Source organism: Salinicola sp. NYA28a, assembly GCF_976982775.1.
This window is the reverse complement of record NZ_OZ334582.1, coordinates 2091176-2114064: the sequence shown is the minus strand read 5'-3', so window position 1 is coordinate 2114064 and position 22889 is coordinate 2091176. Positions and strand designations below refer to the sequence as shown.

Here is a 22889-nt window from a genome sequence, read left to right as displayed (position 1 = left end):
GGCAATCACTCCTGGCCGCGCTGGCGCGCGGTGATGGCCTGGGCGCGGTCGGGGTCGACCCACCACACCGTGAAATCGGGCGTGTAGCGCGGGAACGGCTGAGGGTAATCGAACTTGTCCCAGACGGCGACGCGAGTGCCGTCGAAATTCCACTGCGGTACCACGTAGAAGCCCCATCGCAGGACTCGGTCGAGTGCCTGGGACGCGGTGTCCAGCGTCTCGCGATCGTCGGCCTGGATCAGTTCGTCGACCAGGACGTCTACCACCGGATCCCGGACGCCCGCCAGGTTGCGGCTCTGGGGCACGTCGGCGTAGTCGCTGGTCCAGAAGTCGCGCTGCTCGTTACCGGGATTGGCCGATTGCGGAAAACTGCCGACGATCATGTCGAACTGGAAATGGCGCAGGCGGTCGAGATACTGGTTGACGTCGACCACGCGGATCTTGCTCTCGATGCCGAGCCGCTCCAGATTGCGTATGAACGGCTGGGTGATGCGCTCCCACTGGCTGTCGTAGAGCAAAAACTCCAGCGTGAAAGGCCGGCCCGTCTCGAGGTTCACCAGCTTGCCGTCGCGGACGTCGTAGCCGGCCTCGCGCAGCAGTTCGAGCGCCTGACGCAGACGCGGACGCAGCGCCTCCGGGTGGGGCATCGGCAGGGGCTGGTCGAATACGGCGGCGGGCAGCTGGTCGCGATAGGGTGCCAGCAATTCAAGCTCGCCGTCGCTGGGCAGCCCGGTTGCGGCCATCTCCGAATTCTGGAAAAAGCTCTCGGTGCGCTGGTAGGCCCCGTAGAAAAGATGGTGGTTGAGCCAGTCGAAATCGAACGCCAGCCCCAGCGCTCGGCGCACACGAGGATCCGATAGCTTGTCGCGGCGCGTATTGAACACGTAACCCTGCATTCCCGCCGGCTGGCCGTCCGGCACGATCACCCGCTGGATCGCGCCGTCCTCGACGGCCGGCGTATCGTAGGCGGTCGCCCAGTTCTTGGCGCTGCTTTCGATGCGCATGTCCAGCGCGCCGGCAAGAAACGCCTCCAGTGCTACCGACTGATCGCGGAAGTAGTCGTAGACCAGCCGGTCGATATTGTAGCGCCCGCGATTGAGCGGCAGATCCCGTCCCCAGTAGTCGTCGACGCGCCGATAGACGATACGCCGGCCGGGGTCGACTTCGTCGATCTCGTAAGGGCCGGAGCCCAGGAGCTTGTCGAGGGTCGGTTTGGTGAAATCCCTGTCCTGCCAGTAGTGCTTGGGGAGTACCGGCAATTGCCCCAGGATCAGCGGCAGCTCCCGCGACTGGTTGTTGGAAAACGTGAACCGCACGGTGCGTTCGCTGAGCGCCGAAGCCGATTCGACACTGGCGTAGTAGGCGCGATAGAAGGGCGAGCCCTTGTCGCGGAGCAGCCGGAAGCTGAACACCACGTCCTCGGCGGCGACTGGCGCGCCATCGTGGAAGCGCGCCTCGGGCCGGATATCGATCTCCATCCAGTGACGGTCGGGATCGAGCCGGATGCCGCCGGCCAGGAGCCCATACATGGTGAAAGGTTCGTCGGCGCTGGATTCCATCAGCGTGTCGTAGATCTGGTTGAGGCCGTCGGCAGGCGTGCCCTGGATGATGAAGGGATTGGTGGAATCGAAGCTGCCGTTGGCCGCCCGGCGCAGCGTCCCGCCCTTGGGGGCGGCGGGGTTGGCGTAGGGCAGGTGGTCGAAGTCGGCGGGCAGCGCCGGATCGTCATAGAGCGCGATGGCATGCACGGTGGGGACGTCAGCGCTCTGCCCCGGCGTTTCTGTCGGCTGGGCGCTGACCGGCGCCGACAGCGGTATGGTCAGCGCCAGCGCGGCAGCAGCCAGGAGCCATCGGAATCCAGCCATTTTCGATATCCTTCATCTCGGTGCGAGCGCCCGTGTGGACGCCAGACGTTGTGAATCGTTGTACCGCTAAACGCTGCCCTGTCAAAGCGCGATCGATGAGAAACGCTATCGACGATCGCCGTTTTGCGCCAGCGTCGTGGCGGGCACGGAAAGCGTCTGTCCGATACGGATGGTACTTCCCTTGAGGCCGTTTTCGCGGCGGATCTCGCCGACGCTGGCGCCGAAGCGTGCGGCAATGGCGGAGAGAGTGTCGCCGCGACGAACCACATAGTGGTTGAGCGCCGTACGCTCCGCGGCGGGTAGCGTTGCCAGATTGGCGAGAAAGCGCTGCTTCGCTGCCGCGGGTACCAGCAGGCTGGCGTCGTCCCGCGGGCGCGTCGAGGCCCGCTTGAAGCCGGGATTCAGGTCGCGCAGCGTCTGCGGGTCGACGCCGGCGAGGTCCGCTGCCATCGACAGCGTCAGCGGGCCGCCGGTATCGACCTGGGCGAACTGGGTCTTGTCGGGAATCGAGGGCAGCGCCACGCCGTACTGTTCCGGCTCGGCGATCACCTCAGATAGCGCCAGCAGGCGCGGAATGTACGCCATGGTCTCCGCAGGCAGGCGCAGGTGCCAGTAGTCGATCGGGTCGCCGCGATTGGCCGCGGCGTTTCGGGCGGCATTTACGGTGCCGGCGCCCGCGTTGTAGGCAGCCAGCGCCAGCAGCATGTCACCGTCATACCAGCGGTCGGCCTGTTGCCGGATGTAGTTCATGGCAGCGTCGGTGGCGGCGACCACGTCGTGGCGGCCGTCGTACCAGGCCGTGCGCGACAGGCCCATGGCGTCACCGGTGCCAGGCATGAACTGCCAGAGGCCCGCTGCCCCGCCCGGATTGGTGGCCGTCGGGTCGTAGCCGCTTTCGATGAAGGGCAGCAGCGCGATCTCGCTGGGCAACTGGTGGGCCTCCAGTCGCCGGGTGACCCAGCGAAGCCAGGGCTTTGCCTGTTCCGCCACCTGCTCGACGTGTTGCGGGTGCTCGCGATACCACGCCAGCCACTCGGCCACGCGGGGGTTGGCCGTCTCGTGGGACATCCGGAACCCTTTGCGCAGGCGGTTCCAGACATCGGGCGCTCGACGCTCCTGGAGTACCAGCGAAGACCAGAAGGTACGTTGTGAAGCGCCGCTCGCGGCCTCCGGCGCCGTCTTGGCCATGGCGGTCACGGGAAGCGCGGACAGCAGCAGACTACCGGCAAGGCCAACGAAGACGTGGCAGCGCCTCGGTGGGAAATTCATGCGTTTAAGATCCTTGGTAACACGGTCACCGTAATGGCGGGCCGACAGCGAATCACGTCGTCTCGCTCTGCGATGCTAGAAACGATCCTTCCATGCGCGCAGCGTGGCAAAGGCCGTCATGCTGTCATCGACGGGGCCTTGCTCACGTAACGTCTCGAGCAAGCTCGGCTCGTCGACGCGCAGGAACGGGTTGATGTGGCGTTCGCGGCCCAGCGTGGTCGGCAGCGTGGGCCGATCCAGGTCGCGGGCGGTCTGGCACTCGCGCCGGTAGGCGTCGCGAACGGCGTTGTCGGGCTCGGCGGCCGCGGCGAAAGCCAGATTGGCGAGGGTATATTCGTGGGCGGCAAACACCAGGGTGTCTTCCGGCAGTGCGTCGAGTTTTGCCAGCGAGTTGCGCATCTGCTCGGGGGAGCCTTCGAACAATCGCCCGCAACCGCCTGAGAAGAGCGTATCACCGGCAAACAAAAGCCCTGGTGTGCCGGGGGCATAGAAGGCGATATGATCCAGTGTGTGGCCGGGGACGGCGTAGACTTCGAAGCGGCGCCCCAGAACGCGACATTCGTCACCTTCACCGACGCGATGGTCGATGCCGGAGATAGCGTCGCTGGCGGGGCCGTAGACCGTGGGAGCGTAGCGCTCGATCAGTTCCTTCAGCCCGCCCGTGTGGTCCTGATGGTGGTGGGTGATCAGGATGGTGTCGAGCGTCAGGTTTTCCTGTTCCAGCCAGGCAATGACGGGCTGGGCGTCACCGGGGTCGACGACAGCGACGCGCTCCTGCGAGTCCTGGCGCAGCAGCCAGATGTAGTTGTCCTGGAACGCGGGAATCGGCTTCACGGTCAACATGTGGCATTCTTCTCCGGCAGGTTCGTCTGTGGATTCGGGTATCGAGGGTCGAGCCGTTGGTCTGACCTCGTGCAGCACGCGCGGGTTCCCGCAAGGGATTGCCTGCCTTCACGCCGTCAGGTTCAGCGGCGGGCTGCCGTCCAAAAAGCGATAACCTTGGGGAGTAAAGCCGTCCGTGTCAATCTCGCCGCCGGATCAAAGCCTGCAGGCAGCCGTCCGCCAGGGGCGCCGGTTCTGGGCATCGCCGCCCGGACAGGCGCTGTGGCGTGCCGAGCGCGCTTGCCTGGGGCCGCATTGCGAGCAGCATCGCGGCATGGTGAGTCTGCAACTGGGCATGGCACCGTTGATGAGCGACATGTGCCCGATTCGCCATTCGCTCGACTGGGCGCCTTCCACCGAACTCGTTCGCACCGAGAACTGCCTGGTCTGCCTGCCCGGCAGCCTGCCGCTCGCCGACGATAGCGTCGACCTGGTGGTGTTGCATCACCTGCTGGAGGCTGTGGACCAACCTCACCACGTTCTGCAGGAAGCGGCTCGCGTGACGCGTGGCGACGGTCGTCTGGTGATATTCGGCTGGCATCCCTTCGGGCCGACCGGCCTGCGCCGGCGCTATCACTCCGCGCCGTGGCAGCACCAGTGGCGAACGCCAGCGCGCCTGCGGGACTGGCTGACGTTTGTCGACTTCGAGATCGAGCGGGTAGACTATTGCGGTTTTAGATTGCCCGGCCGCGCGCTGGGCAGCGATCGTCTGGAGACGCTAGGGCGCCGCTACAATCTGCCGCTGTCCTCGGCCTATCTGGTGGTGGCAAGCCGGCGCAGTATTCCCGTTCAGCCGATCAAGTTGCGCGACCCGGTGCTCGGTGGCGGCAAGTCCGGCGCCTGGCTGGGGCTGGCCAGGAAGACCCGGCCGACCGGTCATCACGGTTGCCAAAAATCGCATCGCACGCCGATTCATGCCGCGGGCCGCATAGCGGCCGACGCTGCGGCGCCGCTGACGCCGGGAACGGCAGGCGAGCCGTGTCGCTCGTCGAAACGTGAGTCTCTCGTCGAAACGTGACCATGCCGAGCGCCAGGATGAAGCACCCGCTAGATCTCCGCAGACGACTGCCTGAGCTCCACGACCGCCTGACATCATAGACAGCCGTCATCACCAGAAGACCAGAAGCGTCATCACCAGAAGTGTCATCACCAGAAGCGTCATCATCACCAGAAGAGAGTACGTCTTGCCAGCTCCGAATTCCGAATCGCCGACGATGCCCGCCGTGACCATCTATACCGACGGAGGTTGCCGCGGCAATCCCGGCCCCGGCGGCTGGGGGGCGTTGCTGGTCTCCGGTCGACACGAGAAGCCGATGAAGGGCGGCGAGGCCGAAACCACCAACAATCGCATGGAGCTGATGGCGGCGATCCAGGCCCTGCGTGCGCTGGACCGGCCCTGCCGCGTCGCGCTGTGGACGGATTCCCAGTACGTTCGCAAGGGCATCACCGAATGGATACACGGTTGGCAGAAACGCGGCTGGAAGACCGCGGCCAAGCAGCCGGTCAAGAATGCGGAACTCTGGCGGGAACTGCTTGCCGAAACGCATCGCCACGCCATCGAGTGGCACTGGGTCAAGGGTCACAGCGGCCATGAGGGAAACGAGGCCGCCGATCGGCTGGTCAACGAGGCGATCGACGAAGTCATCGCAAAGCGTCGGTCTTCGGCACGATAATCTGGTCTTTCATGCAGCGGTCCGAACACCATAAGTCGTGATCCTGTCGTCAAAACACGAATGACTGCCGCCAGGCATAAGCGAGGAAAACGTATGCGCCAAATCGTCATGGATACGGAAACGACCGGTATCGACCCGCGAGAAGGCCATCGCATCATCGAGATCGGCGGCATCGAGCTGATCAATCGCCGGTTTACCGGACGTACCTATCACCAGTACGTCAATCCGGAGCGGGATATCGAGGCGGAAGCCGTCGAGATTCACGGTATCACCAACGAGCGAGTCGCCAACGAGCCCGTGTTCGCCCAGATCGCCGACGAGCTGTGGGAATTCATGCGCGGCGCGCAGCTGGTCATTCACAATGCACCATTCGACGTCGGCTTCTTCGATCATGAATTCAAGCTGCTGAACGCAGTGCGTGGCGAGCCGGTGCTCGGCCCCGTGGCCGAGCATTGCAGCGTGCTGGATACGCTGAAGATGGCTCGGAAGATGCATCCGGGGCAGCGCAACAGTCTCGATGCACTGTGCAAGCGTTACGATATCGACAACGGCCAGCGCGTACTGCACGGGGCGCTGTTGGACTCCGAGATCCTGGCTGAGGTCTACCTGGCCATGACCGGGGGGCAGACCGCATTGTCGCTCGCCGGTAACGACGACGGTGATGACCGCGCGCCCGGCGCTGCCAGCGGCATGCGTCGGGTCGAACGAAACGGCGTGCCGCTGGCGGTGCTCAAGCCGAGCGAAGCCGAGTGGCAGGCTCACCAGCAGCGGCTCGAGCAGATCCGCCAATCGGCCGGGCAGTGCCAATGGGATGCCCTGGAAATGCCGGAGACCCAACACTGATGCTACACCGCGAGATACCGCCGATGGATGTCGTCGGCGGCTGGTTGCTGCGCATGGGCGAGAGCGGGGTTGCGCGGGCTGAATCCGGCAGCATGCTCGTCTATTGCGAACGATGGCCTGAACAGGCGCTGCGGCTGGGATACTGGCACGGCGAGCCGGTGGCCGTGGTGGTCGAGACAGACGGCGAAGACTGGCCGCCGTTTCGCGACTGGCTGGCACAGGCGTCGGCCTCGGAAAGTGAGCTGCTGGCGACCGCGCTGCAGGTGACACGGTGGGAGCGGGATCATCGCTTCTGCGGCCGTTGCGGTCACGCCACGCGGCGGCTGTCCCACGAGTTTGCCATGCAGTGCGACAACTGCGGCCTGCGCGGTTATCCCCGTATTTCGCCTTGCATCATCACGCTGGTGACGCACGGCAGGGACATGCTACTGGCGCGCAGCCCGCGATTCCCACCGCAGCGCTACTCGACGCTGGCGGGTTTCATCGAACCTGGAGAGTCGGTGGAAGCGGCCGTGCGGCGGGAAGTGATGGAAGAGGTCGGCGTCGAGGTGGGGCGGGTGAGTTTCTTCAAGAGCCAGTCCTGGCCGTTCCCGCATTCGTTGATGATGGGGTTCTTCGCCGAGGCGGCCAGTCGTCGAATACGGATCGACGGCGAGGAAATCGTCGACGCGGCCTGGTTCACCCCGGAAAAACTGCCTCAACTGCCGCCAACCTATTCGATTTCACGGCAGTTGATCGAGACACATCGCGGGGCGGTCGCCATACGCTGAACGTATCGGTTCAGACGGTGGATTTTCCGAACAGCTTGGGGAGCCGGCTGGCAAGGCCGATGTCTCCCTTGACCTTCACCTTGCCGGTCAGCAGCGCCTGCATGGCGTTGAGTTCCTTTCTCACCAGCTTCATGAGCGTGGTGGTATCGCTCGAGATGGTGACGCTGGGCTCGGGATGGCGCCCCGGCTGGATGTCGAGCGAGCCATGATCGATCGTCATGTGGTAGTCGTCGACATCGTCGAGATCGAACTGATAGACGGCCGAAACCGTCTCGGCAGCCTCGGTATCGAACCGGGCACGAAGTTTGGCGATCAACTGGTCGTCATCCATGATGATGTCTCCTGTAACAGAAGCGCTAAGCAAATCATCGCCGCTATTGCCATGCAAGCGGTGGAAGCGGGGAAGGCGATTTTCTTCGATGCCTCTGTCGAGAACGGGAATGTTCCGAGCCCTGCGAATCTCGATCCAGCAGCGACGGCAATTTGAACGGATAGTGAACGGCCGGGGCCGTGAATGGTTAGAACGATGAACGGCCAGGATCATGACTGGCTAGAACAAGGAGTATGACGTGATCGAATGGTTGGCCGACTACGGTCTCTTTCTCGCCAAGACGGCGACACTGGTGATCGCCCTCGGTGTGATTCTGATGCTGATCGCCCATGGGCGTCGCAAGGGGCAGGGCAGCGCCGGATCGACACTGAAGGTCGTCGAGCTGGACGAGCGTTTTCAGCGTCGGCGTCGTCAGCTGCATCTGGCGGCGGTGCCCAAGGCGGGCCGACGCCGGTTGGCCAAGCAGATGCGGAAGTCTTCCAAACTGGCCCACAAGCAAGAGGCGAAACGCGAAGCCGAGCGTGTCTGGGTGCTCGATTTCGAGGGCGATCTGAAAGCTTCCGGAACGCCGGCGTTGGCCGAGCTGGTGTCGCTGCTGCTGGAAGAGATCAAGGACGGAGACGAGATCGTGTTACGTCTACAGTCCGGGGGTGGCCTGGTGCACAGCTATGGCCTCGCCGCGGCGCAGCTGGATCGCCTTCGTGATGCCGGTGCCCGCCTGACCGTATGCGTGGACAAGGTCGCGGCCAGCGGCGGCTACATGATGGCGTGTTGTGCCGATCACCTGATCGCCGCCCCGTTCGCGGTCATCGGCTCGATCGGCGTCGTGGCGCAGATACCCAATGTCCATCGGCTGCTCAAGAAGCACGATGTGGATGTCGAGCTGCTGACCGCCGGGCGCTACAAGCGCACGTTGACGGTGCTGGGCGAAAACAGCGAAGAGGGGCGTGCCAAGTTTCTCGAGGATCTCGAGTCCACCCACGACCTCTTCAAGCATTACGTGGCCCAGCGGCGGCCCAACCTGGATATCGAGGCCGTCGCGACAGGGGAGATCTGGTATGGCAGCGAGGCGCTCGACGCCGGCCTGATCGATGCAGTGGGAACCAGTGACGCCTATCTGCTGGAAAAGCAGCGCCAGCAGGCACGCGTGCTCAATGTGGCGCTGGCATCACGTTCTGGCCTGATAAGCAAACTGGGTAAAGGCATGGAGAGCGGTCTGGAAAGAAGCGTGGACCATATTCTCCAGCGGGTCGAGGATCTGCGCTGGCAGCGCCGCTGACCCGCTCGGCACCGCCCGGCAATAGGCAAGCCGGGCGAAAGCGGCTCAGGCGATATCCAGTTTGCCGAGCGTCTGGATCAGGCGCTCGGCGACGTCGCCGTGGAGCGAGTAGTAGATCACCTGCGAGCTGCGGCGGGTCGTTACCAGGCCTTCCTGGCGCAGAACGGCAAGATGCTGTGATAGCGCCGATTGGCTCAGCGTCATTTCTCTATTGATCTGACTAACGGAATGCTCACCCTGCATCAGCAGGCAAAGAATACGCAATCGGCTCTCATTGGCGATCGCTTTGAGAGTCGCAGTGGCAGGACCGATCTGGTGGTCGCCGAGTGGGGTAATCATTGTCGTCATCGTGAAATTCCGCGTGCGCGTTGGCGGATCGCCTACACTGAACCCGCTGTTCAGTCATTGCTGATATTAGCGTGATGTAACTGAACGTTACAATGCTTTTTGGCGCGTATCTCCCGGGCGGCTGGTGATCGCAGTCGGGAGTCCCTATAATCGGCGCCCGCTTCAAGCCATCCGGCCACCATCGCCATTCAGAGGGTTCCCTAACCCCTCGGCCAACTCCGGTAATAGCTCTTTGAAGATGAGAGCTACGGCAAACGAAAAAGGTCTCTCATGTTGACACTCGACAATCGACAACGCCGACTCGCCCTGCTGTGGCTGGTCAGCTTCCACGTGCTGGTGATTACTGCCAGCAACTATCTGGTCCAGCTGCCGTTCACCCTATGGGGGCTCCATACCACCTGGGGGGCGTTCAGCTTTCCGTTCATTTTCCTGGCCACCGACCTGACGGTCCGATTGTTCGGCAAGGCGCCGGCAAGAAGGATCATCGCCAGGGTCATGGTGCCCGCGCTATTGATCTCCTATGCCGTGTCGGTGCTGTTTCAGCAGGGCCGGTTTCAGGGAGTGGAGGCGCTGGCCCAGTGGAACCTGTTCGTCGGTCGAATCGCGCTGGCCAGTTTCATGGCTTACGTGCTGGGCCAACTGCTCGACATTCACGTGTTCGACCGGCTGCGCCGGCTCCGCGCCTGGTGGGTCGCGCCGACGCTCTCCACGATTCTCGGCAACCTGGCGGATACCTTCGCGTTCTTCGCCATCGCCTTCTGGCAGGGCCCCGATCCGTTCATGCGTGAGCACTGGGTGGAGATCGCCTGGTTCGACTACGCGGTGAAGCTGTCGATCAGCCTGATCTTCTTCCTGCCGCTGTACGGCGTTCTGCTGGCCTACCTGGGACGTCGCCTGCTGACGCAGGGAGATCGGCTCAATCTTCCTGGCTTGTCGCGCCAGCGAGGATAGCCGTCGCCGATTGTCGTCGCGCAGCGCAGGTCATCGAGCGCTGGCGGCGTCTGCCCGCGTAGGGGCGGAGTCGAGTCCCGGGTTTTGTTATCCTTGACCGACCTGGCGGCCTCTCGAGCCGCCGGATTGGATTTCAGGAGGGATGACGTTGCAACTTCACTGTATCGATACCGGCGTCGCGGAGAGCGGCGATACCGCGATTCCGCTGGTCGTGCTGCACGGGCTGTTCGGTAGCGCCGACAACTGGCGCTCCCACATCAAGCAGTGGCAGGTCGATCGACGCGTGATCGCCGTCGACCTGCGTAATCATGGCCGCTCGCCTCACGTCGAGGGGATGCGATACGCGGCGATGGCGTCCGATGTCGTCGCGTTGCTGGACGAGCTCGATGTCGAACGCTTCGACCTGCTGGGGCATTCGATGGGCGGCAAGGTCGCGATGACGCTGGCACGGCTTCATTCCGCGCGGGTGGCGCATCTGATCGTCGCCGACATCGCGCCGGTGGCGTACGAGCACGGCCACGACGAGATCTTCGCGGCGATGCGTCGGGTCGAGACGGGGCAGCCGACATCCCGTCGCGAAGCCGCGGCGATAATGGAAGAAGAGATCGAGAGCGCGCCCACGCGTCAGTTTCTGGCGACCAATCTGGTGCGCGACGACGATGGCGTCATGCGCTGGCGGGTCGGGCTCGACGAGATCGGCGCGGGGTACGAGGACATCATTGCACCGCCCGATGGCGATCAGCCCTTCGAAGGTCCGGCCTTGCTGATTCGTGGCGGTGACTCGCACTACGTTCTGGATCGTCATCGCGACGTGGTCGCAGCGGTCATGCCCAACGCCGAATGGCAGACCCTGGAAGGGGCCGGCCACTGGCTTCACGCCGAACAGCCGGAGGCGTTCCGCGACGCCGTGAATCGCTTCACCGCCGCTTCCTAGCGACCCGTCGTCATGTCGGCTCGGTTCTATAACGGGTCGATCCCGCCATCGATCGGGATCGGCTCGATACCCGCGTCGTCGGACGAGATGAAACGATTGAGGATACGATAGGTATCGATATCGAAACCGCGAGTGTCAGGCAAGGTGTCCAGATCATCGAGTCGTTCGACACTGCCTTGATAGTGCCAATGATCGACGATGTGCAGGCTTATCTCGCCCTGCCGGTCGCTTTCCCTGAAGGCGACGCGGCCGGGCCAGGGCCAGTTCTCGATGCGCAGTTTCTCCATGACATTCCGCGCTCGCTGGGTATGCGCTTCCAGACTTTCCATCCCGCAGCAGGCGCCGAGGCAGCGGCCGATCTGATAGCCGAAGCAGCGTCCCTGTCCGGCTTCCAGCCCCAGGACGCGCAGGCACAGCGATTCGTCATTGGCAATGTTCCGGAGCGTCATCTGGGCATCGCGGCGATTTCGAAACAGGCCGTAGAACCGTGTCCGCGCCGTCACCACCCACTGGCCGTCGGTGAGCGTCGGGCGATCGTCGCCGTCGGGCCAGTTCCAGCTCACCATCCGCATGCGCTTGCGTAGCTGCCGGTTGTAGAGCGGCACCCAGCGCTTGATCAGGTCGGCCTCCAGCAACTGGGCGCCCAGGTCACCGCTGGTTCGCATCCACGCGATGCGCCGGGTCTGCGTCATCATCTGGTCATGGCGGCGGGAAACCGGCTGCTGCACGTGACTGCGAACACGGCTGCGCATGTTGACGCTCTTGCCGACGTACAGCGGCAGTTCGTTGTGACCGAAGAAGACGTAGACCCCGGGCCGCGCAGGCAATGCCCCGAGGTCGTCGACGGTCGTGCTCGGCAGCGCCTGGGTCGGATCCTGCCGCGGGTCGTAATGCAGTGCGTCATAACGCGATGATATTGAACTCATATCACCAATCTAGACGATCTTTCGCTAGGGTGCGTTGAGATCCACCGCGAGGCGGGAGACCGGGCTCTGGGCCTTGACCTGGCCTCGTTCGAGCAAAAACGCCTCGAAATCGCGGTAGCGTTTACTGTCGAGTGCCGCCGGACGCAAGGCGAAGCGGGGCAGTGTGGCTTTCCAGGCGGCCGCGTTGAGCGGCGTATCCAGCGCCGGATCGTAGGCGATGAAACTCTGCCATGCGTCGTCCGGATGATTGATGATCCAGGATGTCGCCTCGCCGATGGCGTCCATGAAGCGTCGGTCGGCTTCGCGGTGCTGGTCCAGCGTCTCGCGATTGGCGACGAAGATCAGTTCGTCGTAGGTGGGCACGCCCTGTTCCTCGATATAGAACGCCTTGCCTTCGACCCCTTCCTGTTTCATCTGCGCCGGCTCGAAGTTACGGAAGGCACCGGTGACGGCGTCGACCTTTTCGCTGATCAGCGCCGGCGTCAGCGAAAAATTGACGTTGACCATGTCGACGTCGTCCAGGCTCAGGCCGCTGTTCTCGAGCATGGCCGACAGCAGAACCTCTTCGACGCCGCCGACTGAGTATCCGACCTTCTTCCCGGCGAGCTGGGAAAGGTCTTCGATACCGCTATCCGCGCGTACCAGCAACGCGTTCAACGGCGTCGCGATCAGTGTGCCGACGCGAACGACCGGAAGCCCCTGATCTACCTGCAAATGCAGCTGCGGCTGATAGCTGACCGCAAGATCGATCCGCCCGGCGGCGACCAGCTTGGGCGGGACGCTGGGATCGGCCGGGGCCTGAATGTCGACATCCAGTCCGCGTTTCTCGAACAGCCCGCGCTGCTTGGCGATGACGATCGGCGCGTGAACCGGATTGACGTACCAGTCGAGCATCACGCTCAGCGGAATCATCTGTGGCGGCGCCAAGGCATCTTCGTCTTCCTGCGCCAAGATCGGCGTCGCCAGGATCAGGCCCAGCAGCGCCAGGCTCATCGCCAGTCCGCGCCGCCACAGTGTCGATCGTTGGGTTGCACGTTGGGTTGCCATTGCTTGTTCCCCTGTCATTTTGATGTATTCATGAAGGCATGCATGGTTGATACGATTCGCTGGAAAGACCCGGTGTGATCTCGTTTCAAGGCCCGGATTCCACGCGATCCCGGTGCCAGGGCATCGACAGCCTCAATGCCGCATCGACGCCGAAGTAGAGCAGGACGGCAAACGCCACGAGCACGACCAGAGCGGCAAACATCAGGTCGATCTGCAACCGTGCATTGGCATTGAGCATCAAGTAGCCCAGCCCCTGGCTGGAGCCGACCCACTCACCGATCACCGCGCCGATCGGCGCCGCGCTGGCTGCCATCCGCAGCCCGGAAGCGAGCGACGGCAGGGCGGCCGGCAGTTGCACCTTCAGCAGCTGCTGGCGCCGGCTCAGCCCGAAGGTGCGGGCCAGATCGAGCCAGCCTTGTGGTGTCTGCCGCAGCCCGTCGTAGCCGGTCGACGCGACCGGAAAGTAGATGATGACCATGGCCATCAGAATCTTCGGGCCCAGGCCGTAACCGAGCCACAGCATCAGGATTGGCGCCAGCGCGAACAGCGGGATGGCCTGACTGATCAGCAATAGGGGCAGTAGCGTGCGGCGCAGGGCGCGGAAGCGAGCCAGCGCCAGCGCCGTTGCCAGCCCCAGCAGGATGCCGCCGATCAGCCCGGCCACTATCTCGATGGCGGTGATGCCGGCATGATGAGCAAGCAACGCGCGCTGTTCGATCAGCGCGCTACCGACGGCCGTCGGCGAGGGCAGGATGTAGCGTGGCACGCCGGTCAGCATCAGTACCAACTGCCAGATGGCAACAAGGACGACGAGCGCCCCCACGGGGCGAACGAGTCGGCCCGGTGCAATCTTCTCAAGCATGTGCCGACTCCTGCAGCCGAGTGACGAGCTCGGCCTGACGACGCTGCAGGTCGACATTGTCGAGCGGGCGCGGGCGAGCACCTTCGGGCACGGGTATTGATACCAGGCGGGCGGGCTCGCCCTGCAGGATCAGGATTCGATCGGCCAGACGCAGCGCCTCGAGGGGGTCGTGCGTCACCATGATCACCGTGCGGTCGGCCAGGAGCCGGCTGGCAAGGTCATGCAGTTCCAGCCGGGTAATGGCGTCGACCGCGGAGAAGGGCTCGTCCATCAGGACGACACTGGCATCCTCGAACAGTGTACGGGCAAGGGCGACGCGTTGGCGTTGCCCGCCGGAGAGTTCGTCCGGCCACTGGCCGGCCTTGTCGGTAAGACCGACCTGGTCCAGCAGGCGCTCGGCATGCTGGCGATCCTCGGGCTTGGGTCGCCCTCGCCAATGCGCACCCAGCATCACGTTATCCACCACGCGCTGCCAGGGAACGAGAAGGTCCTGCTGCGCCATCCAGGCGAGACGGCCCGCCAACGGCGCGCCGTCGCTGGTAGCGAGATCGAGATGATGGTTGTCAGGCAGTCTCAGGCTGGCGATCATGCGCAGCAAGGAACTCTTGCCGCTGCCGCTGCGACCGAGCAGGCAGGTCCAGCTGCCCGCATCGAACCGGGCCTGAAGCCCGTGGAACAACGGGCGATCGCCGAAGGTCAGCGAAGCCTGGCGGACGATGAGTCCGGGTGGTGGCATGACAACTCCCATCGGGGCCGGGCGAAGTCATGCGAGAACTGCTGGCATTTCCTCCGCCGGTATTAGCCGGTTCAGGTTCAAGGGTTGTGCATACCGCACTCTCAGCCCGTCGCATGGGCACCCCTATCCAGTGCCTGCGATTGTACGCCGACCATCACCGCCTGCCCACCGGCGATGATCGGACCGACACAAGGACGAAGTGCATTGACGATGCGAGACCTTGCGATCCGCGCGGATGACGAACTCACCCGGCGCATGACAGCGTTGACGGGCAAGTCGCTGACGCCGTTGGCGCTACGCTGGCCGGACAGCGCCAACTGGCTGTGGCGTAGCGAAGAGCTTTCCCCGCAGTTGCTGAAGTTGGCGAGGAGATCGCCCGCAAACGACGGTTTCTGGTGGGGTATCCAGCAGCTGTTCGGGTTCGACCGTTGGCAAGTTCCCGAGGCCCTGACCCGCGTGCCGGGGTGGCTGCCACCCCATTTGCCGATGGCGCCGCTGCCGATGACGTTCCTCGACCGGCTGCAGCAGGCGCCGCTCTGGAGCCTGCCATGGCGTCATGCCGCCCCGCCTGTAATGAGCGAGACGTTGGCCGCGCGACTCGGCGATCAACTGGCGCTACTGCACCAGGAGGCACAGCCGGGGTTTGGTCACCCAGTTGGTGACATCTCGCCGCTGTCGAGTTGGCCGGAGCGTGCTCGCGCTTTCGTGGAGAATCACCCCCGGCGCGACTGGATAGGCCACATGCCGAGCTGGCCGCAGCCCGCGAAGAGCGTCTGGTGCCTGCCGGATCTGCGCAGCGATCAATTTCTCGAAGGCGCGACGGACTGGCTATGGAGCGACTGGGAAGCGCTGGTGTGGGCGCCGCTGGAGCTGGATCTCTGCCTGCTAGAACTGCTGCTGGAAAACGCCGGCCACCGCGATGCCTTCATCGCCGCTTATGGTCGCCGTCATCCGATACCGGATCTCACCGACTATCGCCCCGGAATGCGTGCGCTGGCGGTGCTGCTGGCGCTGCATGGAGAAGGTGCCGGGGAGCGGGTGATCGCCCATCCACACTGGCTAGAAGATTAAATTTGCAGCAATTTTCGACCCCGCAAGACTTCGCCTGCATGGCATACTAGGGTCTGTTGCCGTTTCATGCACGGCCGCGCCGGAACCAGTTTTTGTGCGGGGCAAGGCGTGAGGAATGTGATTTGGTCGTTCCAAATGAATGACGAAAAATGCAGCACCGTGCAAAAACCGGCCCGGCCCTTCGGGTTGCGCGGCAAATGGCGCCATGCGGCGTTGCGGGATTGGAAAAGGGAACCACCCTTATCGGCATCCCGCGCCTGGCCTGACACCATTTGGCGCAGCAACGCGGTTCGCGCCGAAACGGCAACAGACCCTGGATCATCCCAACTCATAACCGATGGCTGAGAATTGGACTCGATCAATAGCCTGTTTCTTGTGTGTGGGGCACTGATAGCCCTCAGTATTCTGGCCAGCCGGGTGTCGTCCCGGATCGGCGTACCGCTGCTCGTTCTCTTTCTGGGCCTGGGTATGCTCGCCGGGGAGGAAGGTGTACTCGGCCTGCAGTTCGATGATTACTCTCAGGCGTTTCTGATCGGCCACCTGGCGCTGGCGATGATTCTGCTCGACGGCGGCCTTCGCACGCGCTTCCGGACCTTCCGCGTGGGGCTCAGGCCGGCACTGTCGCTGGCCACCATCGGGGTCTTCCTGACCAGCGGTATTCTGGGCCTGCTGGCCATGTGGCTAATGGATCTGACGCTTACCGAAGGCTTGCTGGTGGGGGCGATCGTCGGCTCGACGGACGCCGCAGCGGTCTTCTCCATGCTCAAGGGGCAGGGCGTCAATCTCAATGAGCGCGTGGGGGCAACGCTCGAGATCGAATCCGGTACCAACGACCCGATGGCGATCTTCCTCACCATCACCCTTGCCGAGCTGCTGACGGGTGAGGTCGGCGGCGTATGGGAAACCCTGATGCGCTTCTTCCTGCAGTTCGGGTTGGGATTGGCCGTTGGACTGGGCGGCGGCTGGGTATCGGCCAAGCTGCTGCGTTACCTGGATCTGGCGCCCGGTCTCTATTCGCTGTTGGCGCTCGCGCTGGGGTTCTGCATTTTCGGCGCCACCAGCGCTGCTGGCGGCAGCGGCTTCCTGGCCATCTATCTCACCGGTCTGATGATCGGCAACCAGCCCGGTCGCCATCTCACGCACATTCTTCCCGTCCACGACGGGCTGGCCTGGCTGAGCCAGATCGGGCTGTTTCTGGTGCTGGGTCTGCTGGTCACGCCGTCGGAGATGATCGATTACGCGATACCGAGCGCCATCCTGGCCGTGGCGTTGATCGTGCTGGCGCGTCCCGTTGCGGTAATGGCTTCACTGGTGCCGTTTTTCAATTTCCGATGGCGCGAGATCGGTTTCATTTCCTGGGTCGGGCTGCGCGGGGCCGTTCCCATCGTGCTGGCGATCTTCCCGGTCATCAGCGGTGTCGAGAACGCCACGCTCTACTTCAACGTGGCGTTCTTCGTCGTGCTGATCTCGCTGCTGCTGCAGGGTTCGACACTGGCGCGGGTTGCCCGCTGGATGCGGGTGGTGCTGCCGGAAACCACGACGCCCGATCGGCGCGGGCAGCTGGGCGTGCTGCCGGAAAACGACTACGAGATGTTCGTCTACAAGGTCGAGAACGAATCTCTCGATGACGTACCGATTCGCCTGCTTCGCCTGCCATCCGGCACGCTGATCTCGGCGATCTTTCGCCAGCACGCCATGCTGCACCCCAAGGGGAGCACGCGCTTGCGGCTGAGTGACGTGATTTGTCTGATCGGGCGGACCGGCGATCTGCCATCGCTCAACCGGCTGTTCAACGGCGAGGCCAAGCTCAAGCGGGAGCGTGCGTTCTTCGGTACCTTCACGCTGGATGGCGAGGCCCTGATGCAGGAGGTGGCCAACGCCTACGGTTTGACGCTGAGTCCCGGAGAGCAGGAGATGACGCTAGGGGAGTTCGTGGCGCTGCGCGTCGGCGGTCATCCCGTGGTCGGGGACGACGTCGACTGGCATGGGTTCCACTGGGTCGTCAGCGAGATGGAAGGGAATCGCGTCACGCGAGTGGGTCTACGTCTCTATCATTGATCGTCGAAGCGGCTGGGCTTCGCTTCTGAAACAAGGCTACGGGGGCTGCATTAATGGCCCCGTAGCGGCGTCTGGTGTCTGTGTAGTTGTGTAGTCGAAAAAGCGTATTACTCGACGTCTGCATCGTCGGTGGGGTGGTCCAGCCGCTTGCCAGTCTCCCGAGACGTCATGCTGTTCATGCTGTCGGCTCGCTTCTGTGCCTGGGCGGCTTCCGGAAAATGCCCCAGGCTGCCACCCGTGTCGCCATCGTAGACCTCATAGCTGACCTGTTGGGGGTTGCCGGGTAGATGTGTCTTTCTGATCTCGACGAACGGTTCTGCCATGATGGAATCCTCCAGGAAAGACATCGATTTTCAGGTTAGTTGAGACGCCGGCGTTGTACAGCGAATCCATCGGCCGGGTGAGGCGCTTCATGCTATGGGAGGCGCCTCGAGCGAAGTGGAGCGCGGCGGCTTGGGCGAGTGCTTGTGAGTCCACGAGGGCCGCGAAGTTCAATCCGGATCCAGATCCCACTGCAAACCGAACTGAAGGCCATTGATCGCTTCGTCGATGAAGCCACTACCTTGATCGTTGCGGCTATCGTCAGCCAGTTCCAGTGCCATTTGCCTCTGGGGGTCCGGCCAACCCAGGCGCGCCATGCATAGCTGATATTCACGTTCGCCAGCGATCTGGTGCGTCTGACGCTCGCAGGTATTGCTGTCCCGCAGGAAATTCGTGGCTGTCAGCCGCGGCGTCGCCGACACGCAGCCTGCCAATAGAAGAAAAACGACAAAAAAGATTAACGCGCGGTGCATTGGCAACATCATTAGAGACTAGTCGCAGGGTAGCACCGTCCGCCCCCCTATCCGCATCATCAATCAAAAAAACGAATGAAGGATATCTCTGCTTCGATCCCGCGCAGACACCTTCGGCGATCTGAATCACGAAGCGAGGCCCGAGGTGGGCGAGCACCAGTTGAGCAATACGTCATGGCGGGTGATGTGAATGACACGGATGCTATCACTGTCTTCGAACTGCTCGACAAACCGTTCCCAGGCATCGACGGGCTCTCCGTCCCCTCGGCTGATCGTCACCTGATGACGACGATCGGCGTGTGCCACAGAGATGAGCTTTTCCGCCCGGCGTACGAGTCTGGCTTCAGGCGTTGGGAAGAGGATGACCATCGAACGCTCCGAGATGACTGTTCATGCATACAGTATCGGTCAGGAGAGAGGCGAACACAAACGGAACGCTCAACCGAACCGAGCGGGTAGACGCCTTGCACCGCCATATCGAACCAAGCCCGCACGGTCTCCGGTGCTGAAAGCGAACTCAGTGCGGGTGGCTCTCCATGTACGACTGGATGGCGGACATGGTGGTCTGCATATCGTCACAGAACGACTGAGAGGGCTGGAAATCGGCACCGCTCGCCAGCTTCTTCATCTCCTCGTCATGGTTGGAAACCCGACCATTCTCGCGCAAGCCTCTCGCCATGCTCGCCAGTTCCTGCTGGGTCTGCTGGGGATCGTCACTGCTGGCGATGTACGCCTCGATCTGCTGCGTCTGCTCGCCGACATGTTTCATCAAGCTATCCGCCGAGCATTCGAAGTCAGCCGCAGACGCCGGGGCTGACCCGATGATGGCGCCCAGCGCCCCGGCAACGAGAATATTTTTCATGGAATTCAAAACGATACCTGTCTTCTGATGAATGGTATCCACTATGACAGTTTTGGCGGTCGCTCTCTAGCGTGGGCGGCGTTTTGGCTGGGCGATTAGTGAAGCCTGATGGATGTCGATCTACAGAGCGATGTTGAATGAGAGCCTGGCCTGCCTAGATGTCTTCACTAACATAAAGATGGAAAAGGACACATTGTCGTGTGTGTGCCAGTAGCAGAAGAGAAATGGATTGAACAATCCAGAAACGAAAAAAGGCCAGCTAAGTAGCTGACCTTTCTCGAAAAAAAATGGCGGAGGGACAGGGATTCGAACCCTGGGTAGGCTATTAACCTACGCCGGTTTTCAAGACCGGTGCATTCAACCGCTCTGCCATCCCTCCGTCTTACGGCGAGGCATAGTACCAGCTCGGTCGAGAACGTCAATGGGTTCTTTAGCTTTCAATAAGTTATTTCTTTCCCGGGGGCTTCCGTAGCGCTTGTCAGGGGAACTTTGCAAGGGCATTCTGGTCTATGGGTGAGTTTCAATAGAACTGAGGGGACTACAATGGATTATCGAACATCGCACGACGTCGCCGATCGTCGATCGAGCGCGGTCAGCACCAACAAGGTGTTGCGCAACACCTACATGTTGCTGGCCATGACACTGCTGTTCTCCGCCGTGACCGCTGGCGCTGCCGTGGCCATGGGCGTTACGCAACTCAACATCTTCGTATTTTTCATCGGCGCATACGGTCTGATGTTCCTGGTGCACAAGACGGCCAACTCCGGCGCGGGCATTGCGGCAACGTTTGCCTTCACCGGTTTCATGGGCTTCACGCTGGGGCCGATCATCGACCTCTACCTGTCGATTCCCAACGGCGCACAGCTGGTCATGACGGCGATGGGCATGACGGCGGCCACGTTCCTGGGGCTTTCCGCCGTTGCGCTGATCACGCGCAAAGACTTCAGCTTCCTGGGTAACTTCATGATGGCGGGTGCCATCGTGCTGGTACTGGCCATGGTGGCGGCGCTGATCTTCAACATCCCGGGGCTGGCGCTGGCGGTTTCTGCCGGTTTCGTGCTGTTCTCCTCGGCGGCGATCCTGTACCAGACCAGCGAGATCGTGAATCGCGCGGGTGAGACGAACTACATTCTCGCGACCATCACGCTGTATGTGTCGATCTACAACCTGTTCGTGAGCCTGCTGTCGATCCTGGGCGTAATGTCCGACGACTAGCATCCAGCTCGATGGTTCCATCGACGGCATCGAGGCCCCACTACGGTGGGGCCTTGTCGTTTGGTACCATGGCGTTTTGGGATTCACGAAACGGAGCGACCGATTGCCGATGCTGACCTACGCTCTGTTGGTGCATGCCGCGCCTTACAGCCATCAATCCGCGCTCTCGGCGCTTCGTTTCGCGGAAACCGTCGTGGCGAGGGGGCACCGTCTGAAGACGGTCTTCTTCTATCATGACGGGGTCCACAACGCCTCGGCGCTGATGTCACCGCCGCAGGACGAAGTACACCTGGCCGATGGCTGGAAGCGCCTCCACGAAGTACATGGCGCCGAACTTCTGGTGTGCGTGGCGGCGGGGTTGCGTCGGGGCGTGCTGGATACCAGCGAAGCCAGCCGTCACGGCTTGGCTGCGCATAGCGTCGAGCCACCGTTCGAATTGACCGGCGTCGGCCAACTGGTCGATGCCATGCTAGCCAATGATCGACTGATCACCTTTGCGCCATGACGACTTTTTCTGATATGGAAACCGTTTCTGATGTAGAAACCGTGCCGCAGGACCTGCTGATCGTGCTGCGCCATCCGCCACACGGCTCGCAATGGCTTCGCGAGGGGCTCGACGTCGCGCTGGTGGCGGCCGCCTTCGGCCAGCGGGTCGGGTTGCTGTTCCAGGGCGACGGTGTCTACGCGCTGCTGAAAGATCAGCAGGCGGGTGCCTTGGGGCAAAAGGGCACCCACCCGCAGATGGCGATGCTGGAGATGTATGACATCGACATGCTTTGGGTCAGCGAGACGGCGCTCGCCGAGCGGGAGCTTTCGGCCGACGACCTGATGCTGCCGGTGGTGCCCCTGAATGCCGAGGCGGTGGCCGAGCTCTTCGCGCGCCACCCTCATGCTTTGATCTTCTAGGATCTTCATTTCGATCTTCCAGGCCTGGAACGACGCCAATGCTGTTGCATCTGCTCAATCGATCCCCGCAGTCGCTATCCGTCTATCGAGAACTGGGCGAAGCCTTCGGGGCTGACGATCATCTATTATTGATCGAAGACGCCTGTTACGCGGCGCTATCGTCGGCCAGTGCCGCGCTCGAACCCTTCGAGGGGCGCGTGTCGGTGCTGGCGGAGGATCTGGCATCCCGGGGGCTGGCCGAGCGGGTCAGCCCGGCCATCGCGGTCGTCGACATGAACGGCTTTCTGTCGCTGACGGAAAGCCATCAACGCTGTGTGAGCTGGTTCTAATGGCAACGACAACTGCAAGAACACTGTTGGTGGAAGGGCAGCCCATCGCGCTGGACCCGGAGGGGTACCTGGTCTCGCTCGACGACTGGTCGGAAAGCGTCGCCGAAGCGCTGGCGGCGGATGACGGTCGTGAGCTGACGCCGGCCCATTGGGAAGTGATCGCGGTACTGCGAGACTTCTACCAGCGCTTCGAGGCCGCACCGGCCATGCGCCCCTTGGTCAAGGCAGTGAAGCAGTCGCTGGGCGAGGAGAAGGGCAGCTCGATCTACTTGATGCAACTGTTCCCCGAAAGCCCGGCCAAGGTCGGCGCCAGGCTGGCCGGCCTGCCCAAGCCGACCAACTGTCTCTAGCGCCGGTTACCAGACTTCATGAACTTTCTCGCTCACGCCTGGCTTTCGCGCCACGGCAGCGATGAATTCCTTTACGGCAACCTGATCGCCGACGGGGTCAAGGGGGCGGATCTCCAACCGTGGCCGGCAGCGGTCGCGTCTGGCATTCGTCATCACCGTCAGGTCGATGCCGCCATCGATCGGCACGCGGAAGTGTTGCGCCTGCTGCAGATGGCGCCGAAAGCCCAGCGGCGTTTCGCCGGTATCGCGCTGGATGTGGTGTGGGATCATTTTCTCGCCAGCCGTCATCCGGATGCGGCACTGGTGGAACGCTGTTACCGGGTCCTTGGCGAGCGGCAGGCGCCGGCGCGCCTGGAGAGGATGGTGCCGACGCTGATCGACGGCGACTGGCTGCGACGTTATGCCGATTTCGATTTCACCTGTCGCGCCATCGCCGGCATCGGCCAGCGCTTGCGCGGCCCCAACCAGCTCGCCGCGCTGACGCCCTGGCTGCGTGACGAGTACGACAATCTCGAAGCCGCTTTCGTCATGCTATGGCCCGACATGCAGCGCCGGTTCCGTGACTGAACCGACGCTTGCCGCCAGTCT

28 protein-coding genes, 1 tRNA gene and 1 riboswitch are annotated in these 22889 nt (G+C 62.9%); of the genes, 15 read left to right on the top strand and 14 right to left on the bottom strand.

Features of this window, described 5'->3' with window-relative positions; translation table 11 throughout:
• Positions 1–5 precede the first annotated feature (5 nt).
• The 3 genes from ACWHY3_RS09605 to gloB all read right to left on the bottom strand — a co-directional run bounded on the left by ACWHY3_RS09605 (position 6) and on the right by gloB (position 3977).
• Positions 6–1865 (bottom strand): extracellular solute-binding protein, encoded by a 1860-nt coding sequence (locus ACWHY3_RS09605; protein WP_448128116.1) that lies wholly within the window; start codon positions 1863–1865, stop codon positions 6–8.
• A 105-nt stretch (positions 1866–1970) separates the two neighbouring features.
• The gene (locus ACWHY3_RS09600; RefSeq protein ID WP_448128115.1) at positions 1971–3134 is read right to left on the bottom strand and encodes a transglycosylase SLT domain-containing protein; all 1164 of its coding nucleotides are present in this window, start codon (positions 3132–3134) and stop codon (positions 1971–1973) included.
• Between the two features lie 75 nt (positions 3135–3209).
• Positions 3210–3977, bottom strand: coding sequence for a hydroxyacylglutathione hydrolase (gene gloB / locus ACWHY3_RS09595; protein WP_303853275.1), 768 nt, complete (start codon positions 3975–3977; stop codon positions 3210–3212).
• 175 nt (positions 3978–4152) lie between these two features.
• Here gloB and ACWHY3_RS09590 point away from each other — a divergent pair, with 175 nt between their 5' ends.
• From ACWHY3_RS09590 to nudC, 4 genes are all read left to right on the top strand, one after another.
• Positions 4153–5034, top strand: a complete 882-nt coding sequence (locus ACWHY3_RS09590) for a class I SAM-dependent methyltransferase (protein WP_448128114.1) — start codon at positions 4153–4155, stop codon at positions 5032–5034.
• Between the two features lie 196 nt (positions 5035–5230).
• Positions 5231–5689, top strand: coding sequence for a ribonuclease HI (gene rnhA / locus ACWHY3_RS09585; protein WP_071231233.1), 459 nt, complete (start codon positions 5231–5233; stop codon positions 5687–5689).
• Positions 5690–5782: 93 nt separating this feature from the next.
• A complete protein-coding gene (dnaQ, locus tag ACWHY3_RS09580; RefSeq protein ID WP_448128113.1) occupies positions 5783–6532 on the top strand; it encodes a DNA polymerase III subunit epsilon in 750 nt (249 codons plus the stop codon).
• The gene (gene nudC, locus ACWHY3_RS09575; RefSeq protein WP_087719427.1) at positions 6532–7302 is read left to right on the top strand and encodes an NAD(+) diphosphatase; all 771 of its coding nucleotides are present in this window, start codon (positions 6532–6534) and stop codon (positions 7300–7302) included. Before dnaQ ends, nudC begins: the two co-directional genes overlap by 1 nt.
• Before the next feature lie 10 nt (positions 7303–7312).
• On the opposite strand, the gene ACWHY3_RS09570 is transcribed toward nudC, so the two are convergent.
• On the bottom strand, positions 7313–7633 hold the full coding sequence (locus ACWHY3_RS09570; protein ID WP_071231230.1) for an SCP2 sterol-binding domain-containing protein: 321 nt from the start codon (positions 7631–7633) through the stop codon (positions 7313–7315).
• Positions 7634–7871: 238 nt separating this feature from the next.
• Here ACWHY3_RS09570 and sohB point away from each other — a divergent pair, with 238 nt between their 5' ends.
• A complete protein-coding gene (gene sohB / locus ACWHY3_RS09565; protein WP_087719424.1) occupies positions 7872–8912 on the top strand; it encodes a protease SohB in 1041 nt (346 codons plus the stop codon).
• Between the two features lie 45 nt (positions 8913–8957).
• On the opposite strand, the gene ACWHY3_RS09560 is transcribed toward sohB, so the two are convergent.
• Positions 8958–9260 (bottom strand): ArsR/SmtB family transcription factor, encoded by a 303-nt coding sequence (locus tag ACWHY3_RS09560; RefSeq protein WP_071231228.1) that lies wholly within the window; start codon positions 9258–9260, stop codon positions 8958–8960.
• Between the two features lie 270 nt (positions 9261–9530).
• On the opposite strand from ACWHY3_RS09560, the gene ACWHY3_RS09555 reads away from it, so the two are divergent.
• Both ACWHY3_RS09555 and ACWHY3_RS09550 read left to right on the top strand, forming a co-directional pair.
• Complete coding sequence (locus tag ACWHY3_RS09555; protein ID WP_087719423.1) at positions 9531–10211, top strand: 7-cyano-7-deazaguanine/7-aminomethyl-7-deazaguanine transporter; 681 nt, start codon at positions 9531–9533, stop codon at positions 10209–10211.
• Positions 10212–10353: 142 nt separating this feature from the next.
• Positions 10354–11145, top strand: a complete 792-nt coding sequence (locus tag ACWHY3_RS09550) for an alpha/beta fold hydrolase (protein WP_448128112.1) — start codon at positions 10354–10356, stop codon at positions 11143–11145.
• 26 nt (positions 11146–11171) lie between these two features.
• On the opposite strand, the gene ACWHY3_RS09545 is transcribed toward ACWHY3_RS09550, so the two are convergent.
• From ACWHY3_RS09545 to ACWHY3_RS09530, 4 genes are all read right to left on the bottom strand, one after another.
• Positions 11172–12071: a hypothetical protein gene (locus tag ACWHY3_RS09545; protein ID WP_448128111.1), complete on the bottom strand. Its 900-nt coding sequence runs from the start codon at positions 12069–12071 to the stop codon at positions 11172–11174.
• A 24-nt stretch (positions 12072–12095) separates the two neighbouring features.
• On the bottom strand, positions 12096–13118 hold the full coding sequence (locus ACWHY3_RS09540) for an ABC transporter substrate-binding protein (protein ID WP_247643241.1): 1023 nt from the start codon (positions 13116–13118) through the stop codon (positions 12096–12098).
• 85 nt (positions 13119–13203) lie between these two features.
• Positions 13204–13980 carry an ABC transporter permease gene (locus ACWHY3_RS09535; protein WP_087719418.1) on the bottom strand — a complete coding sequence of 259 codons (777 nt, stop codon included), beginning with the start codon at positions 13978–13980 and terminating at the stop codon, positions 13204–13206.
• Positions 13973–14716 (bottom strand): ABC transporter ATP-binding protein, encoded by a 744-nt coding sequence (locus ACWHY3_RS09530; protein WP_448128110.1) that lies wholly within the window; start codon positions 14714–14716, stop codon positions 13973–13975. The genes ACWHY3_RS09535 and ACWHY3_RS09530 overlap by 8 nt, the downstream gene beginning before the upstream one ends.
• Before the next feature lie 31 nt (positions 14717–14747).
• Positions 14748–14851, bottom strand: a riboswitch (TPP riboswitch).
• Positions 14852–14971: 120 nt separating this feature from the next.
• Between ACWHY3_RS09530 and ACWHY3_RS09525 the strand changes: the two genes are divergently transcribed.
• On the top strand, positions 14972–15787 hold the full coding sequence (locus tag ACWHY3_RS09525) for a hypothetical protein (protein WP_143543273.1): 816 nt from the start codon (positions 14972–14974) through the stop codon (positions 15785–15787).
• 348 nt (positions 15788–16135) lie between these two features.
• Positions 16136–17845: a potassium/proton antiporter gene (locus ACWHY3_RS09520; protein ID WP_087720370.1), complete on the top strand. Its 1710-nt coding sequence runs from the start codon at positions 16136–16138 to the stop codon at positions 17843–17845.
• 107 nt (positions 17846–17952) lie between these two features.
• Here ACWHY3_RS09520 and ACWHY3_RS09515 read toward each other — a convergent pair whose 3' ends face one another.
• From ACWHY3_RS09515 to ACWHY3_RS09495, 5 genes are all read right to left on the bottom strand, one after another.
• Entirely contained in the window at positions 17953–18168 is a 216-nt protein-coding gene (locus ACWHY3_RS09515; protein WP_139284269.1) for a hypothetical protein, read from the bottom strand.
• A 168-nt stretch (positions 18169–18336) separates the two neighbouring features.
• Positions 18337–18651, bottom strand: a complete 315-nt coding sequence (locus tag ACWHY3_RS09510; RefSeq protein WP_143543303.1) for a hypothetical protein — start codon at positions 18649–18651, stop codon at positions 18337–18339.
• Between the two features lie 114 nt (positions 18652–18765).
• Positions 18766–19008 carry a DUF1654 domain-containing protein gene (locus ACWHY3_RS09505; protein WP_303853291.1) on the bottom strand — a complete coding sequence of 81 codons (243 nt, stop codon included), beginning with the start codon at positions 19006–19008 and terminating at the stop codon, positions 18766–18768.
• Between the two features lie 148 nt (positions 19009–19156).
• Complete coding sequence (locus ACWHY3_RS09500) at positions 19157–19408, bottom strand: hypothetical protein (RefSeq protein WP_303853292.1); 252 nt, start codon at positions 19406–19408, stop codon at positions 19157–19159.
• A 381-nt stretch (positions 19409–19789) separates the two neighbouring features.
• Positions 19790–19880, bottom strand: a tRNA-Ser gene (locus ACWHY3_RS09495).
• Between the two features lie 164 nt (positions 19881–20044).
• Between ACWHY3_RS09495 and ACWHY3_RS09490 the strand changes: the two genes are divergently transcribed.
• The 6 genes from ACWHY3_RS09490 to ACWHY3_RS09465 all read left to right on the top strand — a co-directional run bounded on the left by ACWHY3_RS09490 (position 20045) and on the right by ACWHY3_RS09465 (position 22868).
• Positions 20045–20716: a Bax inhibitor-1/YccA family protein gene (locus tag ACWHY3_RS09490; protein WP_087720367.1), complete on the top strand. Its 672-nt coding sequence runs from the start codon at positions 20045–20047 to the stop codon at positions 20714–20716.
• Between the two features lie 112 nt (positions 20717–20828).
• Positions 20829–21221, top strand: coding sequence for a sulfurtransferase complex subunit TusD (tusD, locus tag ACWHY3_RS09485; RefSeq protein ID WP_087720375.1), 393 nt, complete (start codon positions 20829–20831; stop codon positions 21219–21221).
• Positions 21222–21235: 14 nt separating this feature from the next.
• Positions 21236–21622 carry a sulfurtransferase complex subunit TusC gene (tusC, locus tag ACWHY3_RS09480; protein WP_448128109.1) on the top strand — a complete coding sequence of 129 codons (387 nt, stop codon included), beginning with the start codon at positions 21236–21238 and terminating at the stop codon, positions 21620–21622.
• A gap of 38 nt (positions 21623–21660) precedes the next feature.
• Entirely contained in the window at positions 21661–21951 is a 291-nt protein-coding gene (gene tusB / locus ACWHY3_RS09475; RefSeq protein WP_448128108.1) for a sulfurtransferase complex subunit TusB, read from the top strand.
• Positions 21951–22301 (top strand): TusE/DsrC/DsvC family sulfur relay protein, encoded by a 351-nt coding sequence (locus tag ACWHY3_RS09470; RefSeq protein WP_087720365.1) that lies wholly within the window; start codon positions 21951–21953, stop codon positions 22299–22301. Before tusB ends, ACWHY3_RS09470 begins: the two co-directional genes overlap by 1 nt.
• A gap of 18 nt (positions 22302–22319) precedes the next feature.
• Complete coding sequence (locus ACWHY3_RS09465) at positions 22320–22868, top strand: acyl carrier protein phosphodiesterase (RefSeq protein WP_448128107.1); 549 nt, start codon at positions 22320–22322, stop codon at positions 22866–22868.
• Positions 22869–22889 lie beyond the last annotated feature (21 nt).